Source organism: Ruegeria sp. SCSIO 43209, from assembly GCF_019904295.1.
Lineage (GTDB): Bacteria > Pseudomonadota > Alphaproteobacteria > Rhodobacterales > Rhodobacteraceae > Ruegeria.
This window is the reverse complement of sequence record NZ_CP065359.1, coordinates 1,062,554-1,085,042: the sequence shown is the minus strand read 5'-3', so window position 1 is coordinate 1,085,042 and position 22,489 is coordinate 1,062,554. Positions and strand designations below refer to the sequence as shown.

General features: G+C 56.6%; 22 protein-coding genes. 10 read left to right on the top strand and 12 right to left on the bottom strand.

The window, feature by feature from the left end; all coding sequences use genetic code 11:
- Window positions 1–3: 3 nt before the first annotated feature.
- Together I5192_RS05470 and dksA are read right to left on the bottom strand one after the other, a co-directional pair.
- Window positions 4–1,155 (bottom strand): FAD-dependent monooxygenase, encoded by a 1,152-nt coding sequence (locus I5192_RS05470; RefSeq protein ID WP_223117925.1) that lies wholly within the window; start codon window positions 1,153–1,155, stop codon window positions 4–6.
- 72 nt (window positions 1,156–1,227) lie between these two features.
- Entirely contained in the window at window positions 1,228–1,650 is a 423-nt protein-coding gene (gene dksA / locus I5192_RS05465) for an RNA polymerase-binding protein DksA (RefSeq protein ID WP_074736317.1), read from the bottom strand.
- 385 nt (window positions 1,651–2,035) lie between these two features.
- On the opposite strand from dksA, the gene I5192_RS05460 reads away from it, so the two are divergent.
- From I5192_RS05460 to I5192_RS05430, 7 genes are all read left to right on the top strand, one after another.
- Window positions 2,036–2,881 (top strand): MoxR family ATPase, encoded by an 846-nt coding sequence (locus I5192_RS05460; protein WP_170406386.1) that lies wholly within the window; start codon window positions 2,036–2,038, stop codon window positions 2,879–2,881.
- Window positions 2,882–2,971: 90 nt separating this feature from the next.
- On the top strand, window positions 2,972–3,421 hold the full coding sequence (locus I5192_RS05455; protein WP_170422139.1) for a GNAT family N-acetyltransferase: 450 nt from the start codon (window positions 2,972–2,974) through the stop codon (window positions 3,419–3,421).
- Window positions 3,418–4,782 (top strand): DUF2927 domain-containing protein, encoded by a 1,365-nt coding sequence (locus I5192_RS05450; RefSeq protein ID WP_223117924.1) that lies wholly within the window; start codon window positions 3,418–3,420, stop codon window positions 4,780–4,782. Before I5192_RS05455 ends, I5192_RS05450 begins: the two co-directional genes overlap by 4 nt.
- A 6-nt stretch (window positions 4,783–4,788) precedes the next feature.
- Complete coding sequence (locus tag I5192_RS05445) at window positions 4,789–4,956, top strand: hypothetical protein (RefSeq protein WP_170396648.1); 168 nt, start codon at window positions 4,789–4,791, stop codon at window positions 4,954–4,956.
- A gap of 4 nt (window positions 4,957–4,960) precedes the next feature.
- A complete protein-coding gene (locus I5192_RS05440) occupies window positions 4,961–6,145 on the top strand; it encodes a VWA domain-containing protein (RefSeq protein ID WP_223117923.1) in 1,185 nt (394 codons plus the stop codon).
- Between the two features lie 161 nt (window positions 6,146–6,306).
- On the top strand, window positions 6,307–8,109 hold the full coding sequence (locus tag I5192_RS05435) for a hypothetical protein (protein WP_223117922.1): 1,803 nt from the start codon (window positions 6,307–6,309) through the stop codon (window positions 8,107–8,109).
- Window positions 8,110–8,193: 84 nt separating this feature from the next.
- A complete protein-coding gene (locus I5192_RS05430) occupies window positions 8,194–8,883 on the top strand; it encodes a M48 family metallopeptidase (RefSeq protein WP_223117921.1) in 690 nt (229 codons plus the stop codon).
- Window positions 8,884–8,951: 68 nt separating this feature from the next.
- Here I5192_RS05430 and I5192_RS05425 read toward each other — a convergent pair whose 3' ends face one another.
- The 8 genes from I5192_RS05425 to I5192_RS05390 form a co-directional block, all read right to left on the bottom strand.
- Complete coding sequence (locus tag I5192_RS05425; RefSeq protein WP_223117920.1) at window positions 8,952–9,494, bottom strand: RSP_2648 family PIN domain-containing protein; 543 nt, start codon at window positions 9,492–9,494, stop codon at window positions 8,952–8,954.
- Window positions 9,491–10,693, bottom strand: a complete 1,203-nt coding sequence (locus I5192_RS05420; protein ID WP_223117919.1) for an RSP_2647 family RNA methyltransferase — start codon at window positions 10,691–10,693, stop codon at window positions 9,491–9,493. Before I5192_RS05420 ends, I5192_RS05425 begins: the two co-directional genes overlap by 4 nt.
- A 41-nt stretch (window positions 10,694–10,734) precedes the next feature.
- Complete coding sequence (locus tag I5192_RS05415) at window positions 10,735–11,007, bottom strand: hypothetical protein (protein WP_170396636.1); 273 nt, start codon at window positions 11,005–11,007, stop codon at window positions 10,735–10,737.
- A complete protein-coding gene (locus tag I5192_RS05410) occupies window positions 10,994–13,786 on the bottom strand; it encodes a glutamine-synthetase adenylyltransferase (RefSeq protein WP_223117918.1) in 2,793 nt (930 codons plus the stop codon). The genes I5192_RS05415 and I5192_RS05410 overlap by 14 nt, the downstream gene beginning before the upstream one ends.
- On the bottom strand, window positions 13,783–14,172 hold the full coding sequence (locus I5192_RS05405; RefSeq protein WP_170396632.1) for a nuclear transport factor 2 family protein: 390 nt from the start codon (window positions 14,170–14,172) through the stop codon (window positions 13,783–13,785). The genes I5192_RS05410 and I5192_RS05405 overlap by 4 nt, the downstream gene beginning before the upstream one ends.
- A 112-nt stretch (window positions 14,173–14,284) precedes the next feature.
- Window positions 14,285–15,277: a hypothetical protein gene (locus I5192_RS05400; protein ID WP_223117917.1), complete on the bottom strand. Its 993-nt coding sequence runs from the start codon at window positions 15,275–15,277 to the stop codon at window positions 14,285–14,287.
- 623 nt (window positions 15,278–15,900) lie between these two features.
- Entirely contained in the window at window positions 15,901–16,254 is a 354-nt protein-coding gene (locus I5192_RS05395; RefSeq protein ID WP_170396629.1) for a Rieske (2Fe-2S) protein, read from the bottom strand.
- A gap of 17 nt (window positions 16,255–16,271) precedes the next feature.
- Entirely contained in the window at window positions 16,272–17,354 is a 1,083-nt protein-coding gene (locus I5192_RS05390) for an amidohydrolase family protein (protein WP_223117916.1), read from the bottom strand.
- Between the two features lie 125 nt (window positions 17,355–17,479).
- Here I5192_RS05390 and I5192_RS05385 point away from each other — a divergent pair, with 125 nt between their 5' ends.
- The 3 genes from I5192_RS05385 to I5192_RS05375 all read left to right on the top strand — a co-directional run bounded on the left by I5192_RS05385 (window position 17,480) and on the right by I5192_RS05375 (window position 21,199).
- The gene (locus tag I5192_RS05385; RefSeq protein ID WP_170396625.1) at window positions 17,480–18,355 is read left to right on the top strand and encodes a LysR family transcriptional regulator; all 876 of its coding nucleotides are present in this window, start codon (window positions 17,480–17,482) and stop codon (window positions 18,353–18,355) included.
- Window positions 18,356–18,433: 78 nt separating this feature from the next.
- A complete protein-coding gene (locus tag I5192_RS05380; protein WP_223117915.1) occupies window positions 18,434–19,492 on the top strand; it encodes a hybrid-cluster NAD(P)-dependent oxidoreductase in 1,059 nt (352 codons plus the stop codon).
- Between the two features lie 27 nt (window positions 19,493–19,519).
- Window positions 19,520–21,199, top strand: a complete 1,680-nt coding sequence (locus I5192_RS05375; RefSeq protein ID WP_170566031.1) for a BCCT family transporter — start codon at window positions 19,520–19,522, stop codon at window positions 21,197–21,199.
- Between the two features lie 342 nt (window positions 21,200–21,541).
- Here the strand turns inward: I5192_RS05375 and I5192_RS22760 are convergent, their stop codons facing one another.
- Together I5192_RS22760 and I5192_RS22755 are read right to left on the bottom strand one after the other, a co-directional pair.
- Window positions 21,542–21,976 (bottom strand): Gfo/Idh/MocA family oxidoreductase, encoded by a 435-nt coding sequence (locus I5192_RS22760; protein ID WP_370644406.1) that lies wholly within the window; start codon window positions 21,974–21,976, stop codon window positions 21,542–21,544.
- On the bottom strand, window positions 21,952–22,344 hold the full coding sequence (locus I5192_RS22755; protein WP_370644405.1) for a hypothetical protein: 393 nt from the start codon (window positions 22,342–22,344) through the stop codon (window positions 21,952–21,954). The genes I5192_RS22760 and I5192_RS22755 overlap by 25 nt, the downstream gene beginning before the upstream one ends.
- Window positions 22,345–22,489: the final 145 nt, after the last annotated feature.

Genomic DNA, 22,489 nt, shown 5'->3' with positions numbered 1-22,489 from the left:
CGCTTACGCGGTCGCGTCGTAGCTATAGATCCACTCGTAGCGCCGTGCCAAGCGTGGACCAACCGCCATTAAGGCGGCCTGTGCGGCCAGCCTCATTGGCCCACGAAGGTGGAAATTACGCGCATTTGCGCCTGCGGCGCCAACCACTTGCCTGGCACGCGGTCGTCGAGTGGCTTCATAGGTAGCCAATGCACGGGCGACGCCTGAGTTGTCCTGGAACGCGCGTGTCAGGACCCAGGCATCTTCTAGTGCTAGGCAAGCTCCTTGGGCCATAAAAGGCAACGTCGGGTGCGCCGCATCCCCAAGCAAGGCCAATCGCCCATTCTGCCAGATTTGCGCCACGGGGCGCAGAAACAGCGCCCAAAGGTGAACCTCGTCAATCTTTGACAATATGTCACCAACCGGTCCGCCAAAATCGGCGAACCGGGTTCGCAGGTCGTCGGGATCACCCTGACGTCGCCAGCCTTCCTCTTGCCAGTCGGAACGCTCTTCTATGGCCACGAAGTTCACGAGGCGTTGATCGCGCAGCGGGTAAGTTACCACGTGTCGGCCTGGCCCCATCGTCAAGGACGCGCATGGCAATTCTTCTCGCTGGGTCCAGGGGATCGTTGCTCGCCAGGCAACCTGACGGCTGAACACCGGGATCTCGGGGCCATTCAAGATCGGGCGGATAGCGCTACGCCCACCGTCTGCGGCGATCGCGCATTCCGCACGCAGCCTTTCGCCGCTTTCCAGAACGATCTCGGCTTCGCTTGGGTGTTTATGAACCGTGGCGACAGGTGCATCCAGCCGAATATCCACCCCAGAGCGCAAGGCGGCTTTGTGTAACAGGTCCAGCAGATCTGCCCGGTGATAATAGTAAGTCGACCCAGCGGCAGGGACCGGGACCCGACTGATCACGCGCCCATTACGGTAATCGCGCAAAACGGTCCCACCCGAGATTTGTCCGGCCTCCGGCACCTTACCAGCTACGCCTAGCGCACGCAGTACCGCCATCCCGTTCGCACTGATTTGCAATCCAGCACCAACTTCGGTCAGTTCTGGGGCCTGCTCCAGAACCGTCACCTGAGCACCCTGACTTCGCAGTGCGAGTGCCGCGGCCATGCCCCCAATGCCGCCGCCAATGACGCAGAAATTCAGACCATTGATATTCATGGGCCTGCCATAACGCAAAAACGCCGGGGCGACAGGCCCCGGCGCTGTTGTTTTATTGCAATTTCCCAGCGATCAATCGTCGCGGTGGACCTTTTCGCGGCGCTCGTGACGCTCTTGCGCCTCAAGCGTCATAGTCGCGATAGGACGCGCATCCAGGCGCTTGAGCGAGATCGGATCACCGGTCTTCTCGCAATATCCATACTCGCCTTCTTCGATCCGGCGCAGGGCCGAGTCGATTTTTGCCACCAGCTTACGCTGACGATCCCGAGTGCGCAGTTCCAGCGCACGGTCGGTCTCTTCGCTTGCGCGGTCAGCGACATCGGGAATGTTTCGGGTGTTGTCCTGCAGACCTTCGATCGTATCACGGCTGCCTGCGAGTAGTTCTGTCTTCCAATCCATCAGCTTGCGGCGAAAATACTCAAGCTGGCGATCATTCATGAAAGGTTCATCTTCAGCCGGACGGTAATCTTCCGGCAGAAAAACTTCCTGCTTCATATTTGCTCCCTCGGTATGGCCTGAAACGTCGGTTGCGATTGTATTACCTGACATTCGGCACCCCCTTCTGCGGAGCGTTTATCCGACGGGGCAGAGATTGTCACTACACAAACGTATGCCTCGCCGCCGCGTCACTCCCACTGCTCTAATATTGAGACTTGTAACAACAAAACCTTGTTTTTCTGTGGTTCTCGCAAGGCGTTTTTCAGGCAGCTTCAACCCCTGCGATACCCCGCCCCGAACGAATCGCCCAAAACAGATTGGACTTACAGCCCATCCCATCCTCTCGCGACGCTGCGGCCCGGCTTGTAAATAACCTTGCCTCTCTGTAACCCGAGCAGAGCAAACCCAGCCCGCATTCCGCGGAAACCACATGAGGGGTCCCATGACCGCACGTTTTCAAGGCACCGCAGAATATGTTGCCACCGACGATCTGAACATTGCCGTGAACGCCGCCGTCACGCTGGAACGCCCGCTGCTTGTCAAGGGCGAACCCGGAACCGGCAAAACCGAGCTGGCGAAACAGGTCGCAGGCGCGCTGGGGCTGACAATGATTGAGTGGAACGTGAAATCCACAACGCGCGCGCAGCAGGGACTGTATGAATACGATGCGGTCAGCCGTCTACGTGACAGTCAGCTAGGTGATGAGCGCGTGCATGATGTCTCGAACTATATTCGCAAGGGGAAGCTATGGCAGGCATTCGATGCGGATGAAAAGGTTGTGCTACTGATCGACGAGATCGACAAGGCTGATATCGAGTTTCCGAACGACCTGCTGCAAGAACTCGATAAGATGGAGTTCCACGTCTACGAGACTGGCGAGACGATCCGTGCCAAGAACCGTCCTATCGTCATAATCACGTCGAACAACGAAAAGGAACTACCTGACGCATTCCTGCGCCGCTGCTTCTTTCACTACATCCGCTTTCCAGACGAAGCCACGATGCGCCGTATCGTCGAAGTCCATCACCCCGGCATCAAAGATGCGCTGCTGACCACCGCGCTGACCCAGTTCTACGAAATCCGCGAAACGCAAGGTTTGAAGAAAAAGCCCTCGACCTCGGAAGTGCTGGACTGGCTGAAACTGCTCTTGGCTGAGGACTTGAGCGCTGAGGACCTTAAACGCGACGGTGTGAATGCACTGCCCAAGCTACATGGTGCGCTTCTAAAAAATGAGCAGGACGTACACCTGTTTGAAAGGCTGGCCTTCATGGCGCGTAGCAAGCGGTGATCACAGCTTGTCATCGGTACGGTCGAGTGTCAGCATTACATCAACGAAAGACCCCGCGCCAATCGGGCCTCCAGAGCAGGAAATAATAAAATGTCTAACGCCCTCACAATTCGCCCCTTGCGACCAGAAGACCGGGATCAATGGGCCGAAATGTGGCGTGACTACCTGGCATTTTATGAAACCGAAGTGCCGGATTCGACTTTCCAAAGCACCTTTGCGCGGCTCTTAGGTGATGATCCGAATGACTTTTCCTGTTTTGTCGCGGATTTGGATGGGCAACTGCTTGGACTGACCCACTACCTGTTTCATCGCCACGCCTGGAAGGAAGAAAGTGTCTGCTATCTGCAGGATCTCTATGCCCGCCCAGAAGCGAGAGGCACCGGAGTTGGACGCGCCCTGATTGAGGCCGTCTATGAAGAAGCGGACAGGCAGAAAGCCCCCTCAGTCTATTGGCTGACGCAGGAAAACAACCATACCGCACGCAAACTCTATGACCGCATCGGCAAGTTGTCGCCGTTCCTGAAGTATCAGCGACCATGAGGCTTTTAGGCGCAACCCTACTTCTGGCGGCGCTGTCTGCCTGCACCACGGTCGACCGGATCGAGACGCCGACCCGTACCCAGGTAATTGAAGCATCGCTACCGCCGTCTAAATCCTTCGGCGCTGCTCGTCCAAGCCCGCCTGCCCGCTCAAACAAGAACATCGCCGCAGATTTCCTATCGCTGCATTTCGCACTTGAGAGCGGCGCAGAGTTGCCCGTTTTCACCCGGTTTGATGGACCCATCACGGTGCGTCTGACTGGGACACCGCCACCAACGATGCAGACCGACCTGAGCCGGCTACTGACCCGGTTGCAACGTGAGGCGAAGATCGACATCCGGCAGATTCCAGAGGGTCAGGCGAACATCACGATCGAGGCTGTAAGCCAGAAACAGATCCGCCGCATCCTGCCGCAGGCCGCCTGTTTCGTCGTGCCCAACTCTTCAAGTCTGGAAGAATACCGCCGTGACAGGCGCAAAAGCAAAAGCAACTGGACCGAACTGCGAAAACGTGAACGGATCGGGATATTCATCCCCTACGATGCCAGCCCACAGGAAATTCGGGACTGCCTGCATGAAGAATTGGCTCAGGCACTTGGACCTCTGAACGACCTCTATCGCCTAACCGATTCAGTATTCAACGACGACAATTTCCACACGGTTCTGACCGGATTCGACATGTTGATCCTGCGCGCAGCCTATGCGCCTGAGTTGCAAAATGGCATGACACGCGAACAGGTGGCAGCGGTTCTGCCCGGCGTACTCAGCCGGCTGAACCCCAGAGGGGATCGGGTTGCGCCACAACAGGTTACTGAGACACCTCGGGCGTGGATTAATGCAGTTCAACGCGCTTTGGGGGCTGGCGCTGGTACGGCCAAGCGCGTTAACGCTGCGAACGAGGCAGCGCGAATTGGTCAACAGCAAGGCTGGACCGACCACCGCCGCGCCTATCCGCATTATCTGCTGGGGCGCATGGGGCAATTCGACGACCCCGAGGCGGCGCAGCAGCAATATGAAATTGCCCTGAAATACCTGAACGCCACCCCGGGAACAGAAATTCAGCGCGCTCATATCACGGCACAAACCGCAGCCTTTGCTTTGGCACAGGGTCAGGGCACCGAGGCCCTGCCCGAATTGAACAAAGCAATCAATGTCATGACCAAGGCCGAGGACGCCGCCCTTCTGGCCACCCTGCTGCTGCTCAAATCCGAGGCACTGCGGCAGTCCGGTCAACTAGATCAGGCACGTCGCGTTCGGCTGGACAGTATCGGATGGGCACGTTACGGCTTCGGCTCGGATTTGGTGGTGCGCTCGGTCACACAAGACATCGCGCAGTCAGCCGCCACAAGCACGGGTGGATAACGTCACATGATAGTGGTTCTGGGCATGGCTATTCTGGGCGCGATTCTGGGCGCGTTGACAGCACGCAAACGTAACGGAAGCGGTGCGGATATGGCGCAATACGCTGCGGGCTACGGCATTGCCTTTGCGTTGGTCGGGCTGGTGATTTCACTGGTCATTGTCCGCCTGGTATAGAACGATGTTCCTGCCCTTCTTCGAAAACCTCCGAAACGCTGGCATTCCCGTATCTCTGCGCGAGTACCTGACGTTTCTGGAAGGGATGAAAAAGGGCTTGGCGACATACGATGTCGAGGCGTTTTACTATCTCGCCCGCGTTTCGATGGTGAAAGACGAGCGCAACATCGACAAGTTCGACCGTGCCTTTGCCGCCAGTTTCGAAGGGTTGGGTGAAATCAGTTTCGATCAAGTACTCGAGGCGGTCGATATTCCTGCCGAGTGGCTTGCAAAGATGGCCGAAAAGCACCTGTCGGATGAAGAAAAAGCCGAGATCGAGGCGCTTGGTGGCTTTGATAAACTGATGGAGACGCTACGCGAGCGCCTCAAGGACCAACAGGGTCGCCATCAGGGCGGTAACAAGTGGATCGGCACCGCGGGCACCTCACCTTTCGGTGCCTATGGCTACAACCCCGAAGGCGTGCGCATCGGCCAGAAAGAAAGCCGCCATCAGCGTGCCGTAAAGGTCTGGGACAAGCGCGAATTCAAGAACTTAGATGACACTGTTGAACTGGGCACCCGGAACATCAAGGTTGCCTTGAAACGCCTGCGCCGCTGGGCGCGTGAAGGTGCCGCGGAAGAGCTTGATCTGGATGGAACGATCAGAGCTACGGCTGAACACGGCTATCTGGATGTCAAAACCCGACCCGAACGACACAACGCCGTCAAAGTGCTTTTGTTTCTGGACGTGGGCGGATCGATGGACCCGCATATCAAGGTCGTCGAAGAACTGTTCTCAGCGGCCCGAACCGAATTCAAACATCTGGAATACTACTACTTCCACAATTGCCTCTATGAAGGCGTCTGGCGCGACAATCGCCGCCGCTGGGATCAGCAAACTCCGACGCACGAGGTCTTGCGCACATACGGGCCGGACTACAAATGCATCTTTGTCGGCGATGCCTCGATGAGTCCTTACGAGATCGCTTATCCCGGTGGTGCAAATGAGCATTGGAACCAGGAATCTGGCCAAGTCTGGCTGGGCCGTGCACGCGAACAGTGGACATCGAACCTGTGGATCAATCCAGTGCCAGAGAAGTATTGGGAATACACCCATTCGATCGGCATGATCCGTGAGATATTCGAAGATCGCATGGTACCCATGACGCTGGCGGGTTTGGAACAAGGTATGCGGGAACTGACGCGCTAGTCACCGTCGGAGTCCTGGTTGACTCAGAAACCGGAAACAATAGGCCTAGTTTTCAGAAATATTCGCGTCAAAAGCACCACCAAAGAAACAATCTCGGCAAAATTCCCTGCCTCTCTCGAATTCGTGATATACGACAAAGGGATTGAAGCTGGGGGGCTGAGATGACCATTTCAAAACTACGAAATATCCTGACATCTGTTTTGACCATTACAGCGTTCGCAATTGCATCGGGTGCGACCGCGACATTGGTACTTTCCCCTGACGCCGCTTATGCCAAGAATGATAATGGAAAGGGAAAGGGCCGCGGCGGCGGCAAAGGTAATTCTGGAAAAAGCAACGACGGCAACAAAGGCAAGGGAAAGTCCGGAAAAGGCAACGACGGCAACAAAGGCGGCGAAAAGGGAAAATCCGGCAAAGCTAAGGGTTCCAAAAGCGCGGGTAAAGATGCCGGCAAGGCCAACTCCAAAACGCACCGCGTGGAAAAGGCTTTCGGGTTTAACAAGAAGCAAAAGGCAAAACACCACCGGTCAGCCAAAACCTCTGCTAAAGCTAAGGGACGGAACGGCAAGGTACAAAAGACCACACTGGCGGGCTTTGGAAGAGAGTTTAAACGCGATGTCGAGCAACTATTTGGCAAGCGTTCGCCGGCAAAAACCAAGTCAAGCGCGAACCGCGTAACGAAAACGTATCGCAAGGCGTCGGTTGCTCCTGTTGAGTATTCCCCGCGACCTGTTGCTCGCACAGATTATAAATCCAAGCACTATGACAATAAGAAGCCCGGCAAGCGTCGCTATCGCGACCCGCTTGTTGCAGCGATCACCGATCCCGATGGCTCGGACAAGCTGCGTAACCTGAATGCGTCTAAGGCAGCAGCCCCGGCGTTCCGCAATGCTTCACCCAACAGCAATGTCGGCAAGATCGCGACCTATCAGGCGGCGGCGGAAACCTATTACGACTTACGCGGTGACCTCTATGAGGCGCGCCGTGAACTGCGTGATCTGAACGAAGACTACGATGGCCGCAGCAGCGAAGACATCGCCGATGATATCGCCGCACTTGATCCTGCGGACCCGGACTATGATGACAAGCTGAGTGCGCTTGAGGATGAGCTGCGCGATGCTGAAACCTATGAGGAGGCGCGCGACGATCTGCGCGCGGATCTGAGGGATCTGAAATACGAAACCCGCGACGCGTTGCAAGATGCGGAGGCTGCCTTTTATGACGCTTCGAAAGGGCGTACATTGACCAAGGCGACGCTGGGCGAGTTCCACGGCAATCTCGATCTGCCACAGCCAAACCACCGGCACAAGGACTGGGCAACGATCCAGCCGGTGCCTTACGATCCTGACGGCTACCGCTATTCGGGTGATAAGAAGTTCTATGATGATGCCGACTATCGACTGCGATACGACAAGCCATATTCCGATCGCAAGAAGGACCGCTACCGCTATTACCGCGACCCGCTTGTTGCAGCGATCACCGATCCCTATGGCTCGGACAAGCTGCGTAACCTGAATGCGTCTAAGGCAGCGGCCCCGGCGTTCCGCAATGCTTCACCCAACAGCAATGTCGGCAAAATCGCGACCTACCAGGCGGCGGCGGAAACCTATTACGACTTACGCGGTGACCTCTATGAGGCGCGCCGTGAACTGCGTGATCTGAACGAAGACTACGATGGCCGCAGCAGCGAAGACATCGCCGATGATATCGCCGCACTTGATCCTGCGGACCCGGACTATGATGACAAGCTGAGTGCGCTTGAGGATGAGCTGCGCGATGCTGAAACCTACGAGGAGGCGCGCGACGCTCTGCGCGCGGATGTGAGGGACCTGAGAGTTGATGCTCTGGTCGCAGAAAAGGAAGCTGAACGCGCATTTTTTGAGGCTTCGAAGGGCGAGGTCTTAACCAAGCAGTCCCTTGCCGAGTTTCATTCGAACCTGCACCTGCCCTCGCCAGGCAGGTAAGGCTGGATTGAGCCGCATAACTGATCGGGCGTGAAGGGCGAGTTACCGCTTGCCTCCTCGGGGTGGGCCGCCCATATCTAACTCATGCTTCGCTTAACACCCATCCTGCTGGCCATAGCCTATGCCGTTGTGATGTACCGGATATCCGTCTGGCGCACGCATCGTGAGTTGGATGCGAAGTCCACCGAACTGGCCGATCCTGCGCTAAAACGCATGACGGACCGGCTGGCTGCAGCCTTGGGGATTGATCGGGTCCCAGTCTACATCTACGAGATCGATCCGGTGAACGGGCTGGCCGCGCCGGATGGGCGTATTTTCATCACTCGCGGTTTTTATCGCAAATTTGGCAACGGCGAAGTATCAGCGGAAGAAATGGCAAGCGTAATCGCGCATGAATTGGGCCATGTCGCCCTTGGCCACGCCCGGCGGCGGATGATTGATTTCTCGGGTCAAAACGCCCTGCGTGCTGCGCTGATGATGCTATTGAACCGCTTCATCCCCTTCATTGGAGCCTGGATTGCAAATATGCTGACTCATTTGCTGGCCTCCCGCCTGTCGCGGAGTGATGAATATGAGGCGGATGAATATGCGGCAGCGCTTTTGACAAAAGCCGGGATCGGGATTGGTCCACAGAAGTCTTTGTTCCACAAGCTTGAGGATCTGACACAGCAGCGCGCGGGCGTTGTGCCCGCTTGGTTGATGAGTCATCCAAAGACGGATGAGCGGATCGCAGCTCTGGAAGTACTTGAACAAAAGTGGGGCGTGGGAGTTTAGGATAGGAGCGAGGGGCCAGCCCCTCGCGCTCCCCGAGATATTTTTGGCCAGATGAATGGGATCCCGAATTAAGTACTCAGGGCTTTGCCAAGGCGCGGCAGGCGGGCTTTTTTCATTAAGCTGCGCAAGGTCCATTGAGCACCGGATAGCCGGTTGGCTTCAGCAAGGACCGCTTTGGAAACCTGCGTCATGCCTTCGGGGTCGGACAGCCAGAGTTCATGCAGCAGCCCGTCCGGATCGCGCCGCTCAAGCCCTTCGTCGGCCAAAATATTCTTGGGAAAGTCCTTGGCATTGACGGTGACAATGACATCTGCCGAGCTTGTGACCGCCGTTGCGAGAACGTGGATGTCGGCGGCATCCGGCAACCATAGGCGCTGTTCAACACCGAGGTTGGCGGGTTGCTCGGCATTTGGCCAATGGGCCTGAACCAGCGCGATTTCGGCGCGCGCCTGCGCCTCTCCCTCGGGGCCGAGTTTGCGGGCGGCACGGGCCCATTCTTCGAGGATACGTGCAGACCAGACGGGTGTGAAATAGTTAAGCCTCGCAGCGCCCAACAGCATCTCTCGCATCACCGTGGGATAGATGACGCAGGTATCAAGAACCGCCTTCACAGACGGTAAAACACGGCTTTGAGGTAGCCGCTTTCTGCCAGCTGCGGCAGTTGTGGATGGTCCGGCCCGGCAAAGCCAGTTCGGATCAGTTGGGCCTGTCGTCCTGCCCGTCCGATCCCACGGGATGAGGCATCGCGGAAGCGGCCCAGATCAGCGGCATGAGAACAGGAGCAGAGGCCAAGATACCCGCCCGGTTTGACCAGCGGAGCCGCCAGACGTGCGGTACGCTCATAGGCGCGCAAACCTGCATCCAACGCCTGTTTCGAAGGTGCAAAAGCCGGGGGATCACAGATGACGACGTCGAACAACGCGCCCTCTTCGCCGAGTTTGGTCAGTATATCAAAGGCGTCGCCTTGTCGGGTCTGGAAACGGGCAGAAAATCCTGAGGCTTCTGCGCCCTTCGCCGCCAGTTCGAGCGCCGCTGCCGAGCCGTCAACGGACAATGCCTGTGCTGCGCCGCCCGCCAGCATGGCCAGACCAAAGCCTCCGACGTGGCTGAATACATCCAGCACATGCGCCTCGGGGTGAACCAACTTGGCGGCAAACGCGTGATTGGGGCGTTGGTCATAGAACAGGCCGGTTTTCTGCCCACCAGTCAGGTCAGCCATGTAGGTTGCGCCATTCATTGGCACCGGCAGAGGCTTATCGGGCGCGGTGCCGCGCAAGGTCAGATTGGTGTCGTCCAACCCCTCGAGCACACGCGTGCGCCCTGAGGCGTTCTTCAGCACTGTGTCGACCCCGGTCACCTTGACTAGCGCGTCGGTCAGAGATTCAAGATGTGCCTCAGCCCAGACTGCGTTGGGTTGGATCACGCAGGCGTCGCCGAACCGGTCGATGATCACCCCAGGAAACCCATCCGCCTCGGCATGGATCAGGCGGTAGTACGGCGCATCGAACAGTCGCTCGCGCATCTCAAGCGCGCGGCGCAGACGGGTTTCAAACCAGTCCGCATCCAACTGCGCGCCGATATCGCGATCAAGTACCCGGCACATGATCTTCGAGACCGGATTCACCGCGACCAGAGCGATTGGCGCGCGCTTCTCGTCTTCCAGCACAGCCAAGGACCCCGGCCCGATCTTGCGAGTCCGGCGGTCGGTGACGATGTCATTGGCATAGACCCAGGGAAACCCATGGCGCAGGCCACGCGCATTGGCCTTGGGTTTCAAACGGATACGGGGGCGGTCAGCTACGGGTGTCATGGCGCCCTCATAATCGTGAATGCACGGGGGTGAAAGCCCCGTTAACGATTGCGCTTGCGCCAGCCGCCACGACGCTTGGGGGCTTGGGCCGCCTGCAAACCCTCGGTCAGGACCTGCGTCATCGGATGATCAGCAGCCTGTTCCGAATAGACTGCGTGCAGGTTGGTCAAGGCCTGATTTTGATCAAGCTCTCCGGGCAGGCTCAGCGCCCAATCCAGAAAGATGCTGCGACACTCGGGCAAGGTGATGCCTTCAATGCGATACGCCTCGCGGATCAGGCCTTTGTGGTCATTCGGATCATCACTGCGTGCCATCTTCAACCCCTCCGACCACTGCGCCAATCAACGAGGCCGCAGTGCTGTAATTGTCTTGCAACGCGGATTGCAGCTGTTCGACCTGATCGAACCCGGTCGCCCGACACAGAAAGGCCGTACCGCCTTCACCGATCTTGTCGGCCTCGATCACCTTTCCCGACAGCAGACGCGCCGCACATTGCACCGACCAGCATAAATCGTAACAACCCTTCAGGGTTTGCGCCTGCGCGACATCCAGCAGCCCGACAGCGACCGCCCCGTCCAGACCCCAGTGTACATCGCGCTGGGGCAATCCGGCCAGCAATGCGCCCGTCTCTGCCATCAGCTCGATATCCATCATGCGGCCCGGCCCATTCTTTGCGTCCCAAACGCCCGCTGGTGCTTTGGCTGCGGCCAGTCTTTCGCGCATCGCGGCCACTTCTTTCAGCACCTTCTGGTGGTCGCGCGTTTGCGACAGGAATTCAGCGCGGAAGTTTTCGATATCCTCGGCTAAACCGGCTTCACCTGCGACCACATGGGCGCGAGTCAAAGCAAGGTGTTCCCACACCCAGGCCTCATTCTGCTGATAGTTGGTGAAGCTGGCCCAGCTTGTAGCCACCGGCCCCTGATTGCCCGACGGGCGCAGACGCATGTCGACCTCATAAAGCCGTCCCTGCGACATTGGCGCGCTGAGCGCCGTGATCAGAGCCTGGGTGAAACGAGCGTAGTATGTCCGCGTTGCCAGCGGGCGAGGGCCATCGGACATGTCCTGATCCTGAGGATCGTAGATGACAATCATGTCCAGATCGGATTGCGAGTTGATGCGCCCTGCCCCAAGTGACCCCATGCCCAAAACCGCGGCGCCGCGCCCGGGCGCCGGTCCATGCTTTTTGGAGAACTGGTCGACAACGCAGGGCAGAACCGCCGCAATCACGGCCTGCGCCAGTTCGGCATATTGCTGCCCGGCCTGCGCCCCATCGATCAGTCCGCGCAGATGATGCACACCGATGCGAAAGTGCCACTCCTTGCACCAGCGACGAGCGAAATCGAGCTGTGTTTCATAGTCGCTTTCCTCTGCCAAGGCCTTCGTCAAGTCCGACTGCAAGGTCGCCTGCCCGGGCCAATCGCTGAAGAAACTGCCACCAATCACCGCATCAAAAACCGAGGCGTTGCGCGACAGATGGGTGGCGAGCGCATGTGACGTTCCAACGATATCGACCAGCAGATCGATCAGATGCGGGTTCGCCTCGAACAGGGAAAACAGCTGCACTCCGGCGGGTAATCCCGCCAGAAAACCATCCAGTGCCAATAGCGCTTCGTCGGGTTTCGCAGTTTTTGCCAATCGCGCCAGAAGTTCCGGCCTGAGCCGCTCGAATATCCGTGCACCACGCTGCGATCGAAGCGCCGGATAAGTCGGCCAGCGGGCCAGCACACCCTTGTCAAACTCAACCTCCTGAAGCGGCACGGGTGCCGCGCCTGGTCCAGGGGCGAAGAACCCTTCGGTCAGTTCGTGCACTTCGGTCAGGCGGCGGGTCAGTTCGGCGGTCAATTCGGCGCTGCTGATCCCCATCAGGCACGCGACCCGTTCGAAACCGTCCTCTGAATTTGGCACCTTATGGGTCTGTGCGTCGTGCACCATCTGGATGCGATGCTCGACCTCGCGGTGGGCGCGGTAGTGGTCAGTCAGTTTCTCTGCGACGTCTTCGGGCACCCAGCCCTTCGACGCCAACGCCGCCAGACCGGGAACGGTACCCCGGACGCGAAGGTCGGGATCACGTCCGCCCGCGATCAATTGACGGGTCTGAGTAAAAAACTCGATCTCTCGAATACCGCCCTGCCCCAGCTTCATATCGTGGCCGGGAATCGAGAGACTTCCGCCCGTTCCCTTGTTCTCGCGAATGCGCAAGCGCATGTCATGGGCGTCTTGAATGGCGGCAAAATCCAGATGCCGCCGCCAGACGAACGGGCGCAATGCATCGAGGAATCTCAGACCTGCCGCGATGTCCCCGGCGCAGGGGCGTGCCTTGATATAGGCCGCGCGTTCCCACGTGCGCCCAAGGCTTTCATAGTAGCGCTCAGCCGCTTCCATCGCCAGACACACAGGCGTCACCGCCGGGTCGGGGCGCAATCGCAGATCGGTGCGGAACACATAGCCATCCGCCGTCTTGTCGCTGAGCGTGGCACAGAAATTCCGCGTGGCGCGCACCATGCCCTGTCGCGCTTCGTAGAAATCATCGGGATCAAAGCGGGTTTCGTCGAACAGCACGATCAGATCGATATCTGAGCTATAATTCAGCTCATACGCGCCCATTTTGCCCATCGCCAGAATGACCATACCAGCTGCGGTTTCGACATCATCTTCGGTCATACCCGGCAGCTTGCCGCGCCGGATCAGCGCAGCAATTTCGGCCTTCGCTGCCACATCTGCGGCCAAAGCGCCAAAGTCGGTCAGCGCGGCAGTTACCTTTTCCAACGGCCACGCACCTGCCAGATCGGCCAGCGCCGTCAGCAAGGCCATGCGCCTCTTCGCTTGCCGCAAACCGGGTTTCAACTGATCCGGCGGCAGCGCGCGCGCTGCGCCCATCACATCCGCCAATGCCTGGTCCGGTTGCTGCAACGCGTGCGGCAACCAGTCCCTTTCTTGGTCAATCAAACCTTTCAGGTAGGGGCTAGAGCCCGCAGTTCCCGCGATCAACTCCCCCTGCTCGGCAGTCAAATCGGGCAGCGCCGCGCGTGTTTCGTCACCCAGATCGGTATGAAAAGCGCGCGGCAAGCGGTTGATAACAAGAGACTGGCTCATGACCGTTCCAGTGGTGTGTCCTGGCTGAAACTGTTGATCCAGACGTCGTGACGCCGCTCCCACAGGGATGAGATCAGCATCGCCTCCCATTCCTGTGCTTCGGGACGCAGATAATCTGCCCTGTATGAGAGCAAAACCACATCCGCCGATAAGACGCGCAACCTGGTATCGCTGAGTTCATATTGCGCCATCGTAGGCGCATCGGCGAACTGGCCAACATGATCGTCGCGATTGGCAAAACCCGTTGGATACACGCCCAGAAAATCGGGGCTCAACAGTGCCCGGTCCGCCTGTGCATTGCCTTCAACCAGCGCAGTCCATACCTGTTTTTCCAGCGAGAGGATCTGATCGAGTGACGGTGGGCTGGTGTTTTCAATATCTTCCATTTGCCTATGACTTGTGACGGCCGAAAATCAGATGCGGCCAGCGCACATGATCGGACAGAGTTGGCTTAGCCCTGTCCGATTGAACAGCAGAAAGGGCCGAATGTCCAAATCGTTATAGCCACTGATCCACTGGCGGCAAATCGAAAGTGAACGGATTTTCAATCCCCTGCCCGGCCAAATCCCACTCATCATAGTGCTCGTCTTCACGAAGCTGCAGAAACACCGCCTCAAGCTGATCGTTCAAACTCACCAACTCGTCCCAGGCGTCACCCATATGAGCCTGAAACATCGCCAGTTGTTGGAACAAGCCATCTGGCAAAGGGCCAAATTCCACACTCCCCAGATCGCGAGCTGGGAAATACATATCCTCTTCAAACTCAAAGTAGCGCGACATTCCGTCGTTAAAGTCAATTTGGCCATCGAACGAGACCGCAGCAAATACTTCATAAAGACCGGTCTCATTCATTTCGAGCTCGAACGACACCTCGAAACTAAGTGCAAAATCAGAAATTCTGTTTTGGTGAAGCTTGCCTGCGATCTCGACGACCTCGTAATAGCCGTATGACGCCAAAACCAGATCGCCATTTGTATCGAACCCATGCACATCGAACATCTCCCCCTGTTCGCTGGCTATAGACAGATGCTGAAACTGTGCTGCCTGACCAATGTGAACGCCCTCAAATCCAAAGGCGGACCGGGCCTCATAAGAAACAGGTATGTCCGTTCCATGCATGCTTATGGTTTCAAGCGCGACTTGCTGTGTATGGTACAGCTCGGAAATGAGCGTGGCGCTTCCGCGTGTCGCGATCTCGTGGTTCACCATCGAAAGATTGAACTCAACCTCGTGAGACCCAGCACCTTGATACGCGCTGACCGTGCTGTCTATCACCCCGTCCCAAAACCCGCGCAATTCGATATCCGGCAGATCTTCTTTCCCTTCGAGATCATGGGGATCGAGGTTCAAAAAAGGCAAATCGACTTGATCAATCGAACTAGATACGCCGCCTTGCGAAGCTAGGCCTGGTTCGGTCGACAAGATGAAACTCTCCTCTGACCCGAACGGCCAATGAGTTGTGTTCACAACATTCATTTCAGCGACCTCCATTGATTGCTCCTCGGAAAACTATGTATTCAGCCATTGCGCAAACCCTATGGAAGGGTTTGATTATTAAGCGTTCTTAATAAAACGTTTAACCGATGGGCTGCGTCGCTCGGCCTGAATTACTGAGACGTAAATCCGCTGTAGTTGAATACTCTATACTGCAGTAGATCAGAGGAAGCGGGATAATTGCGAATGGACCTGAATTGGCGTGTAAAATATGGGCTCAAATGCATTTCCTTAGTTTGAAAATCTCATGAGCCCAATGGTTTTCAAGAAGGCCTTGAACAGCTATTTACGCGGTCTGCTATTTTCTGGGACATAAAAGTGGCAAATGCCCAATGCCTCATGAAGCCAATCAAACAAATAGTTTTGGGCGCTGGTAAGAATGGCTTAGCCAAGCCATGAATTGTTTTCATTGAATATCTGGCCAGGGTGAGCGCCCTCCTGTAGGCCAATCAGAACGTGCATATAGCCATCCTCCAAGCCAATACGAAAAGCACAGCGATAGATCTCCGGTTTCAAAAATAAAACTGGCATTGCCTATGCCTAGACAATGCCAGCGCAGGCAGCTGGGAGGAAAGATTGAACTGCCTAATATTTCTGACCTTCGTCGTGAAACCCGCTTCTTACAGATGCACGAAGAGATCACTGCCCTCTACTGATACATCGAAGCGTCTCGTTTTAATGGACGAATCCACAAGAAACTCACCGCTGCGAATGTCGAATTCCCAACCGTGCCAGGCGCAACGGACGATTTCACCGGCGCGATCATAGACAAATTCGGTTGAGTCCGTTTGGCGGGTCGTACCGCAGACCGGGCCTTCGCAGAGGGCCGCACCTTTGTGAGGACAGATGTTGAGCAAAGCGTGATAACCGTCGTCGAGTTTGAAAACGCCGATGGGCATGTTCGAAACTGTGACGATCTTTGCCGCGTCGCTGGGGACTTCATCAGTTTTGCAGGCGAAATACTTGTTTGCCATGGTCGATGTCTCCTTCTTTATTCGGCGGCATGCGCCATCGGGCGTGGCAGACGGGTATATACGTCCAACGCATTGAGTCCGAAGATCTTCTCGCGCCATGCGGGCGGGACATGCAGCTTGTTGACGTCGTCGTAGTCCCAATGCGGATAGTCCGACGCGAACATCAGGGTGTTCTCTCCATCCATCGCCTCAAGCGTGGCCCACAGGTGCTGGATATTCGCGGGCTGCTCCAACGGCTGGGTCGACATGCGGATGTTCGACTTGAAGTACTCGGACGGCAGACGCTTGAGCCACGGCGTTTCCTTTCGCAGCGCCTTGTAGTTCGCATCTAGACGCCAAAGAACCGAGGGCACCCAGGCGACGCCACATTCGATTATTACCACTTTCAAGCCCGGCCATTTCTCAAACACGCCGTGGGCGATCAGGCTGGCCATGTGGGTCATGGCCGTCTGCGGCAGTATCGCGTGGGTTTCCCAGAAGAAGGTCGAAGGCCCGGCCCCGATGGGGGTCGAGTTGATGCCGCCCTGTCCGCCGAGATGCATAGCGAATGGCAAGCCCATTTCGGCGCAAGCCTCATAGATCGGGTGATAGAACGGGTCGCCATAAGGGCGTGCGGCACCGTGGCTCACCAAAACTTGAACGACACGGGGGTGGCCGCCAACCCGGCGGATTTCAGCGGCGGCCAGATGCGGGTCCTGCGGTGCCACCACGATCGAGCCCCAGAACCGCTCGTCCTTGGGCAGCCAGTAGTCGATCATGTAGTCGTTATAGGCTTTGCACAGCGCATTGGCGTAATAAGGGTTGGCCAGCGTTGAGGCTTCGATCGGTTCGTCGCCGGTCAGGATCGCAACGTCGATACTGTATTTATCGAGGTGCTTTTCCTTCATTATCAAGTAGTTGTCGTCTTCCTCAACCGGGTTCACATCATGACGTGCAAAGCCTTCGGGATGGAACCAGGGACGATGGCCATGTGGGAATGCACCACGTGGGCCGGTGCGTTCACCCCGGACGAACATGTCCTTGAAAAGACCTTCCATGTAGGGTTCCAGAACCGTGGCGCTGCACCAATAGTTGTGGCAGTCGCAATCGACGATGAACATGAACTTCTCCTGTTGCTAGCGCCAAAAGGGCGGGCTTACATCTTGTTCAACGATGCTTGATATCTGCGAAACTTTGGCAAATAAATACAATTGAAACGCACCTATCGATCGGGATTACCGATTAAATGAATCGCCAGCTTTTAGTGACCTACATGGATGTTCTGGAAACGCGGAACTTCAACCGCACCGCCGAACGTCTGAATGTGACCCAATCCACGGTCAGCGCTCGCATCCGTCAGTTGGAGCAGGAGCTGGACACGCGTCTGTTCGAACGGGGGCGCGGCGGGGCTGAACCCACGGCCGCCGGGCGCCGCTTTGAGACCCATTGCCGGTCACTTCTGGCTGCTTGGAGTCTGGCACGACGCGATGTTGAGGCGGGTGGCAGCGGCAACAGGCAACGCTTGCGTATATCAGTTCAGTTCAGTTTGGCCCGATCCGTGCTGATAGACTGGACTAAGGCAGTCAGGGAAAGAAACCCGTATCTTGACCTGTATCTCGAGGCGAATTTCTCACAACAGATACAGCGGGATGTTCTGACCGGCGAGACCGATATCGGTATTGTTTTTGTCCCGCAGCGGGCGCCTGACATGTTTGTCAGCGAATTGGGCAGCGAAAGCTATGTAATGCTGTCCACCGATTGTGACCGTATCGAGGACGTTCCATGGACGCGCTACATTCAGGTAGCCTACACATCATATTTTGACCGCCAGCATGACGAGGCGTTTTTGGATCAGCCGCAAAGCTCGACCCTGGTGGGCAGCAATGATCTGGCTTTGGATTTCCTAAAAGCCAGCGGCGGAACGGCATATTTCCCCGGATTTGCCGCACCGGGTCTGTGTGCCGAGTATCCAACATTGCAACAGGTTACTGACGCACCGGTGATCCCACAGCCCATCTATTCCATCGTGCACGTTCGAAAACGCCATGATCCGCTGGTGGCGCAAGCTGTCACCCTGTTCAAAGAACTAATCCAACACAGATCAATCGCTTTAACCGATTGATACCGCAATTCTGCACCGTTTTTCAGTCCCCTCGCACCATTATCCTCGCGCGAACCCTATTCTGGAGGTTTCCGCAAGATGCTCGTTGCGACGGACAGTCCGTTTTCCCTGAATTCAGCCAACAACCAACCCTGCTACGCAGGTGGGCCTGCCACTTTGACCTGCAAAGCGGTGATCGATGAAACGCATGACAGCAAGACCTTCGTCTTTGAAGACACGCAAAGCCGCAGCTTCGACTTCAAACCAGGCCAATACGTGACCTTCTGTTTCGAGATCGAGGGCAAGCAGCATGTACGCGCCTATTCGATCTCGTCCACGCCGACCCGGCCCCACAACATTCAGGTCACCGTCAAGCGCGTGCCCGGTGGGGTTGTGTCCAACTATCTGAACGATCAGATGGTCCCCGGAACAGAGATCGAGATTGCAGATATCACCGGTGGCTTCAACTGGGTGGATATCCCCAGCGATAAGCCATTGTTCCTGTCCGGTGGCTCGGGTGTCACCCCGGTCATGTCGATGCTGCAATACGTCACCGACGTGACCTTGCCGAAAGACATCGTTTTCGTGCATTTCGCTCGCTCGCCTAGGGACATCATTTTCCACGACCAGCTTGAGTTTTTGAACCGACGCTTCGCCAACGTGACCATCCATACCATTGTGGATGAAGCGAATGATGGGTTTGAGGGTGAAATCGGTCAGATATCGGCAGATTTGCTGCAGCGACTTGTGCCTGATCACGCCGAGCGCAGCATTTTCATGTGCGGTCCCGAAGGGTTCATGAAAGCAGCCCGTGATGTGGCTTCTGTCATTCCGTTTGCCGCTGTCCACGAAGAAAGCTTTGGCGAAAAGATCACTATCGAAGAAAGCAGCGGCACGGGGGGTGAGGTCTATTTCTCACTCAGCGGTCTGCACGGACATGCCGCCGAGGGCGAGACCTTGCTAGAGGCTGCGCTGAACGCAGGCGTCTGGATCGACTCGGCCTGCCAGCAGGGCGTTTGCGGCAACTGCAAAGTGCGCCTCACTCAGGGCGATGTTGAGATGCAGGACATGGGCGGCCTGCAACCCGGTGATACCGAGCAAGGGTATGTGCTGGCCTGTTGCAGTTGGCCGAAAGGCCCGGTCGCGCTCGACGCGTGAAGTGGAGATTCAAAGGGAGGAATACAAATGTCAATGAAACCACCGCTATCGGAACTTCCGATAAAAACCGCTGACAACGGTTTTTACCGGGGGTTCAGCGTCAACGTGACGGTGATCAGCAAGATCGTCATCAGCCTGCTGGTTGTTTGGTGCATAGTCTGGCCAACACAGGCTGGTAGAATTCTTGGCGATTGGAATGCCGCCATTCTTTCGCAGTTTGCTGCCTGGTATATCTGGGTTGTTACCGGGTTTGTCATCGTCTGTATTGGGCTGGCCATCTGGCCAACTGCTGGACGTATGAAACTTGGCGTAGAGGGCGAGAAACCCGAGTTCTCTAACTTTTCCTGGTTCTCGATGATGTTTGGCGCGGGCATCGGTGTCGGAATGTTAACTTGGGCGGTCGCCGAACCTGTCGCGCATTTCAAGAACAATCCATCCGTTATTCAGGGGGTGACGACTGCACTGGATGCAGACAATGTCCGAACGGCGTATGTGTGGTCATACCTGCATTGGGGTTTCGGGGCGTGGGCATGCTATGCGATAGCTGGCTTGGCGCTTGCTTTCTTCAGCTATCGTCGCGGACTGCCGCTGACGATCCGCTCCTCATTGACCCCACTGTTTGGTAAATCACTGTCGGGCAACCTCGGTCATCTGATCGACATCGTCGCCGTTGTCGCCACTATTCTTGGGGTAGCCCAGACGCTCGGCTTCGGTGTTGAACAGTTCGTTGCAGGTCTCACACGCATCGGCATCGGTGGGCTCGCACAGCCCGATGGTTCTGCGACAAACTTGGGTATCGTCGTCGCTCTACTTGTCATCATGGGCGCGTCGACCTTGTCGGCCCTGTCCGGTGTTGGCAAGGGCATCAAATGGCTATCGAACATCAATATGGGCCTGTCGATCTTCCTTCTGGGGTTCTTCATCCTGTTCGGAGCGACCTTCTTTGGCGCCAAAGCGTTTTTTGTAGGCATATGGGACTATGTGGTCGCGCTGCCATGGCTGAGCTTCAACGTATACACATCTGATGGTGTTGAAGGGTCGGAAGCGTTCCTTCTTGCGCAGTGGCAAGGCTGGTGGCCGGTCTTCTATTGGGCGTGGTGGATCGCGTTCGCACCTTTCGTCGGTTTGTTCCTGGCGCGGATTTCCAGGGGCCGGACAATCCGTGAGTTCGTGTTGGGCGCGATGATTGTTCCCGCACTAATGTGCTTTGTCTGGTTCGCCTGGGCCGGAGGCACGGCAATCGACCTGGAACTGAACGGAGACGCAAACGGCGTCATCCTGGATGCGGCGAACGGTGACAAGATCTTCGCGATGACAGAACACATGCTTGCTCCGATTGCAGAAGCATTGGCGTGGGCAATGGCCGCTGTGATCGTTGTCCTGCTGATGACGTTCCTTGTCACGTCTGCAGACTCGGCCGTGCTGATCGTGAATACGATCAACGCAGCTGGCGACGAAGGTCCCAAGGCAAGGCCTCACATCATGTTCTGGGGCGCAGCTCTGGCACTTGTTGTCGGGGGCTTGCTTGTCTCAGGTGGTACCGGAGCAATTCAGACCGCAATGGTGATAGGTGCATTGCCCTTCTCTATTGTAATGGCGTTGATGTGCATCGCACTGATCAAAGCAATCTGGAATGATGGGCGGCGCGAAGCAGCGGGCATCGCGACAACAATCTCAGCTGACGCAACGACTATGCCGGCCGAATAGAGGTTGAGCTAATATCTTTGATTGGCCTCCGGTATTTCGGAGGCCATTTTCTGTCTGGCCCTCAATGCCAACCCATCAAAGGTGTGAGCAAACTGAAACTGATTCAAATCTGTATTCCAGTTTGAAGTTGTTTGCGACAATGTCGGCCAATGTGGACGCTTTACTACAAGTATCGCCCCGCACTTTTTTGCCGACAATCGAGGTCGCGCACATGATCCGTAAAAGTCAGCTGACGCTTGGAGTCTGTTCCTTTCAAAAGCTCAAAGAACTGACCACTTTATACCGCAGGTCAGATGCATTTCTTAAAACTTCAGGAGGCTTCGCTGCAGAACCCTTATGCACTCATGCGGCACCATCGGCCTTCGTCTTGGCCGATGCCAGTACGCTTGAGATAAACGCCATACCCAACAAACCGTCAAAAAGACCGGGCAGTAAGTGGTCCGCCTTATCCTCACATCGGATCAGTTCGGCGGCCTCGGCGTAGAGGGTTGCAAAGCCTTCCAAATATCCTTCAGGGTGGCCCGGAGGGATACGAGTTGCTCGTTGGGCGGCTTGCGGCAGCACCGATCCTGATCCACGTGTCAGGAGCTGCATAGGCTGGCCAACGCGGGTGAATTGTAGGTGGTTAGGGTGTTCCTGTGACCAATCCAGACCACCACGTTCGCCATAAACCCGCAAACGCAGGCCGTTTTCGTTTCCCACGGCCACGTGACTGGCCCATAGCATTCCACGCGCGCCACTAGCATAGCGCATCAAGACGTGGGCGTTGTCGTCCACCTGGCGGCCCGGAACCAAGCTTGAAAGGTCAGCGGCAAGGTGCGATGGCACTTCGCAGTTACAAAATGTGCCAGATTGAACGCGTGAGTACCGATATCACCAATTACACCAGCACCGGACCGAATTGGGTCGGTGCGCCGGTCGGACTGCTTGTTGTCCGATGCGGTGGGTACGGTCAGCCAGTCTTGCGCATATTCCACTTGCACCAACCGCAGCTTGCTCAACTCGCCCGCACGCACCATGCCACGTGCCTGACGAACCATTGGATAACCCGTGTAGTTGTGAGTCAGTATAAAATGAGCTGATGACGCTTGTCGGAAGCGCAGAATGGCGTACTCGGCACCACGTTCGGTTTCAAGATCGCCCATCTTTGCGAACCAGGCTCTTATGTGCCCGAATAGTTCGGTATCCGGATCGTAAACCTGTTCGAGATCTTACGAGTCGATGACGGGTTCATGCAGCTTTCGAACCTGACATGGTGCCCTGTTCAAACCACTATGCTGCAGATTCAGT

Excerpts from the sequence above, each read along its gene's own strand:
- I5192_RS05470 (WP_223117925.1), bottom strand. The coding sequence starts at position 1,155 with ATGAATATCAATGGTCTGAATTTCTGCGTCATTGGCGGCGGCATTGGG.
- dksA (WP_074736317.1), bottom strand. The coding sequence starts at position 1,650 with ATGAAGCAGGAAGTTTTTCTGCCGGAAGATTACCGTCCGGCTGAAGAT.
- I5192_RS05460 (WP_170406386.1), top strand. The coding sequence starts at position 2,036 with ATGACCGCACGTTTTCAAGGCACCGCAGAATATGTTGCCACCGACGAT.
- I5192_RS05455 (WP_170422139.1), top strand. The coding sequence starts at position 2,972 with ATGTCTAACGCCCTCACAATTCGCCCCTTGCGACCAGAAGACCGGGAT.
- I5192_RS05450 (WP_223117924.1), top strand. The coding sequence starts at position 3,418 with ATGAGGCTTTTAGGCGCAACCCTACTTCTGGCGGCGCTGTCTGCCTGC.
- I5192_RS05445 (WP_170396648.1), top strand. The coding sequence starts at position 4,789 with ATGATAGTGGTTCTGGGCATGGCTATTCTGGGCGCGATTCTGGGCGCG.
- I5192_RS05440 (WP_223117923.1), top strand. The coding sequence starts at position 4,961 with ATGTTCCTGCCCTTCTTCGAAAACCTCCGAAACGCTGGCATTCCCGTA.
- I5192_RS05435 (WP_223117922.1), top strand. The coding sequence starts at position 6,307 with ATGACCATTTCAAAACTACGAAATATCCTGACATCTGTTTTGACCATT.
- I5192_RS05430 (WP_223117921.1), top strand. The coding sequence starts at position 8,194 with ATGCTTCGCTTAACACCCATCCTGCTGGCCATAGCCTATGCCGTTGTG.
- I5192_RS05420 (WP_223117919.1), bottom strand. The coding sequence starts at position 10,693 with ATGACACCCGTAGCTGACCGCCCCCGTATCCGTTTGAAACCCAAGGCC.
- I5192_RS05415 (WP_170396636.1), bottom strand. The coding sequence starts at position 11,007 with ATGGCACGCAGTGATGATCCGAATGACCACAAAGGCCTGATCCGCGAG.
- I5192_RS05410 (WP_223117918.1), bottom strand. The coding sequence starts at position 13,786 with ATGAGCCAGTCTCTTGTTATCAACCGCTTGCCGCGCGCTTTTCATACC.
- I5192_RS05405 (WP_170396632.1), bottom strand. The coding sequence starts at position 14,172 with ATGGAAGATATTGAAAACACCAGCCCACCGTCACTCGATCAGATCCTC.
- I5192_RS05400 (WP_223117917.1), bottom strand. The coding sequence starts at position 15,277 with ATGGAGGTCGCTGAAATGAATGTTGTGAACACAACTCATTGGCCGTTC.
- I5192_RS05395 (WP_170396629.1), bottom strand. The coding sequence starts at position 16,254 with ATGGCAAACAAGTATTTCGCCTGCAAAACTGATGAAGTCCCCAGCGAC.
- I5192_RS05390 (WP_223117916.1), bottom strand. The coding sequence starts at position 17,354 with ATGTTCATCGTCGATTGCGACTGCCACAACTATTGGTGCAGCGCCACG.
- I5192_RS05385 (WP_170396625.1), top strand. The coding sequence starts at position 17,480 with ATGAATCGCCAGCTTTTAGTGACCTACATGGATGTTCTGGAAACGCGG.
- I5192_RS05380 (WP_223117915.1), top strand. The coding sequence starts at position 18,434 with ATGCTCGTTGCGACGGACAGTCCGTTTTCCCTGAATTCAGCCAACAAC.
- I5192_RS05375 (WP_170566031.1), top strand. The coding sequence starts at position 19,520 with ATGTCAATGAAACCACCGCTATCGGAACTTCCGATAAAAACCGCTGAC.
- I5192_RS22755 (WP_370644405.1), bottom strand. The coding sequence starts at position 22,344 with ATGGGCGATCTTGAAACCGAACGTGGTGCCGAGTACGCCATTCTGCGC.